The 3,203-nt window shown below is 48.4% G+C and carries 4 protein-coding genes; all 4 read right to left on the reverse strand.

Annotated elements, in window-relative coordinates:
• Positions 1-950 (reverse strand): hydantoinase/oxoprolinase N-terminal domain-containing protein (locus WG8_RS29050; protein WP_007432491.1); only part of this gene is annotated, 950 nt, incomplete at its 3' end.
• 74 nt (positions 951-1,024) lie between these two features.
• Positions 1,025-1,756, reverse strand: coding sequence for a FadR/GntR family transcriptional regulator (locus WG8_RS22045; protein ID WP_007432492.1), 732 nt, complete (start codon positions 1,754-1,756; stop codon positions 1,025-1,027).
• 259 nt (positions 1,757-2,015) lie between these two features.
• The gene (gene rbsB, locus WG8_RS22050; RefSeq protein WP_007432493.1) at positions 2,016-2,936 is read right to left on the reverse strand and encodes a ribose ABC transporter substrate-binding protein RbsB; all 921 of its coding nucleotides are present in this window, start codon (positions 2,934-2,936) and stop codon (positions 2,016-2,018) included.
• 33 nt (positions 2,937-2,969) lie between these two features.
• Positions 2,970-3,203 (reverse strand): ABC transporter permease subunit (locus tag WG8_RS29055; RefSeq protein ID WP_007432494.1); only part of this gene is annotated, 234 nt, incomplete at its 5' end.

The following is a 3,203-nucleotide window of genomic DNA, read 5'->3' on the forward strand; positions in this document are numbered from 1 at the left end:
ATAACGGGAAAATCGCCAATCTGATTTTCACTTGAATAGGCCGGTTCACCATCAATGACAGCCACGTCCACACTGGTACCACCCATATCAAAGGTGACGACTTTGTTGATCGCAGCCAATCTGGCTACATGGGTCGCGCCGATCACGCCCGATGCCGGACCAGACAACAACGTTTTAACGGGCTCATCAGCCGCACGCTGCGCTGTCATGATTCCCCCATTGGACATCGTGGAAAGCACCTGGGCATGCAAGCCTCGCTCCTTCACACCAACTTCCAGTTTACGAAAATATCCATTCATCCTGGAACCAATATACGCATTCATAACCGTTACCAGAGTACGCTCATACTCTCGTTGCTGTGGCCACACCTCGCTGCTGGAGCAGACAAAAACTCCAGGGAATTCCTTACGAATCAGTTCCACGGCCTGCCGTTCATGCTCCGGGTTATGGTATGAATGCAGAAAGGATACGGCAATCGCCGTAACACCTTCGGCAAGCAGTTCCTGTACAGATTGACGCAGATCATCGGCTGCAAGAGGTCGATAGATTCGTCCGTCAGCCAAGCAGCGCTCATCAATTTCCTTTACAAGATAGCGCGGAACAAGTGGATCAGGCTTGTCGCCGTAAAGATTAGTCGTATTTTCCAGACGGAGTCTGCGAATTTCCAGAACATCCCGAAATCCGCGAGTGACGAGAAGCCCTGTCGTCGCTCCGCTGCGTTCAATAAGCGTGTTTACACCCAGTGTTGTCCCGTGTACAAATAATTCAACGGCCTCTATATCAATCGGGATAGCCTTCAATTGTTCTATTGCATTTAAAATAGCCTGCTCCGGCGCGGAGGGTACGGACGGCGTTTTTAATGTGGCAGCTACCCTTCCGTTGTTATCTGTTAGCATGACATCCGTAAACGTTCCACCTATGTCAATACCGAGCCGATATGTAACTGTCATGATAACTACCTCCCCTGTTGAATAACCTGTATCCTGCTTAAATCGACTTCCTGCCTCAAAATTTTGAGATTTTTTTATGCCTTGCTTTTATCAAAATAAATGCGAACATCCTCAATCAGTTGATTGATGTGAGTTACCATCGCAGATGCCGCTTCATCAGGAGCATGGCGCGCTATACTCTCCACGATCTGCCGATGGTCTACCACAAGCTCGCTGCCAACGGCTTTCCGAATCAGCGCTGTTGCAGGAAGATGAGCCCCTTCTCCCCATACAAGACGCAAAGCATGCAGCAGTACGCGATTGCCGGATGCCACAGCGATCCGCTCATGAAACTCCCGGTCCTCCTCAATCGGAACACGTCCATCTGCAATGACCTCTTCCTGTGCTTCAATTGAATGCCACAGTTCTTGAATCGTCTGTCCACTGGCCTTCGAGGCTGCCAGCCAAGCTGTTTCCCGCTCCAGCGCTCGTCTTGCGATCAACATATCAAGCAGTGAATCCTCATCAGAAACATTGAGCGCATCGAGCAAATTGGACTGATCACGCCACTGATTAAGTTGACGCTCGATATCCGTCAAGCGGTCTTTTCCCGGGGGAGCAAGCAACCTGCCCTTTCTCCCCTTGCTCTCCGTATAGCCCAAGGCATCGAATTCCATCAGCTTCCTTCCAATGGAAGCCTGACTTAATCCAAATTCCTTGCCTAAAACCAGCACCAGTGTCGTAGCACCTACGGGAGTATCATATTTCTCCAAGTAAGAGAGGAGCTTGTGTTCCATTCTTAACTGTTCCATTTCCTTTGCTCTCATTCGTTTCTCCTTTGTGTTATCGTTCGGTTGCTTATCTGAATCTTTATTGCTAATCAGTGATGATTAACTAAATGTTTTAAAAAGAATTTCTTGTGTGTCCGTTTACTTGTTACTGAACTTGGAATTTAGGTCATTATAATTCCGCTTTTTTCTTTTGTCAACTAACCTCATGAGTTAACTTGGAATAATACCAAAAAAAAGACTGATGCACATGTTTGCATCAGTCCAAGACCTTAACTATGTCGGGTATACACCCGTTTTATTTCGATTGATCCACTAACTCCAGCTTCGCGGGAATTGATTTTTTCACGGTTTTGCCTTGAAGTACATCCTTGGCTGCCTGAACAGCCAATTGCCCAATTAGCTCGGGTTGCTGTGCTACCGTGGCTGTCAGCTTGCCCTCTTTAATAGATTTAAGCGCATCCTCGTTACCGTCAAAGCCGATGACAGGAATCTTCTTGCCTGAGCTTTGGATGGCCTCGATCGCCCCCAGTGCCATTTCATCATTGTGGGCAAATACCGCCTGAACATCCGGGTTGCCTTGCAGCAGATTTTCCATGACATTCAAGCCTTTGGTTCGGTCAAAATCGGCCGCTTGCTTGGCAATCACTTTCAGTTCCTTGTCGGCCACTTCATGAAAGCCTTTTCCCCGTTCGCGGGTAGCAGATGCACCCGGCACACCTTCCAGCTCGATCACCTTGGCTCCTTTGCCAGCATGCTCCACTAAGTATCTGGCTGCCATCCGTCCGCCCTCCACGTTGTCAGAAGCGACCAGCGTTTTTACATCCCCTTTGTCAGCCGAACGATCCAGCGTAATGACCGGGATGTTCGAAGTATTCGCGGATTGTACCGCCGTAGAAATCGCTGACGAATCCGTCGGGTTGATCAGGAGGGCATTCACACCCTGCTGCATCAAATCTTCCACATCGTTGCTTTGCTTCGCTGAATCATTTTGTGCATCGACGACTATGACCTGCAGTCCTTGTTTTTTGGCCTCTGCAACGACTCCGTCCTTGAGAGAAACAAAGAATGGATTATTCAGTGTGGATATCGACAAGCCGATTTTAATGTCCTTTAAGCTCGCGGCTGCTTTAGGTTTCGCCCACTCCGGCGGCTCCAGGGAACAGCCTGTCATGAGCACAAGCAGCAGGGCTGCCATGATTAATGTAAGCTTTTTCATAGTTGTGGTCTCCTTTTATACAGATTAGGTGGTTTATGCGGATTTCTTACGGTCAATCAATACAGCAATGGCGATGACAATCCCTTTTACCACCATTTGATAAAAAGAATTAACACCCAGCAAATTCAAGCCATTGTTTAACGTACCGATAATAAGCACACCAATCAACGTACCTACGATTCGTCCGCGTCCTCCTGACAAGCTTGTTCCACCCAGTACGACGGCTGCAATGGCATCCAGTTCATAAGAGGCTCCTGCTGTCGGCTG

It is taken from the genome of Paenibacillus sp. Aloe-11, from assembly GCF_000245715.1.
Lineage (GTDB): Bacteria > Bacillota > Bacilli > Paenibacillales > Paenibacillaceae > Paenibacillus > Paenibacillus kribbensis.

What these genes read in the sequence shown, in the direction of transcription:
- WG8_RS22045 (WP_007432492.1), bottom strand. Translation starts at nt 1,756, where the DNA reads ATGAGAGCAAAGGAAATGGAACAGTTAAGAATGGAACACAAGCTCCTC.
- rbsB (WP_007432493.1), bottom strand. Translation starts at nt 2,936, where the DNA reads ATGAAAAAGCTTACATTAATCATGGCAGCCCTGCTGCTTGTGCTCATG.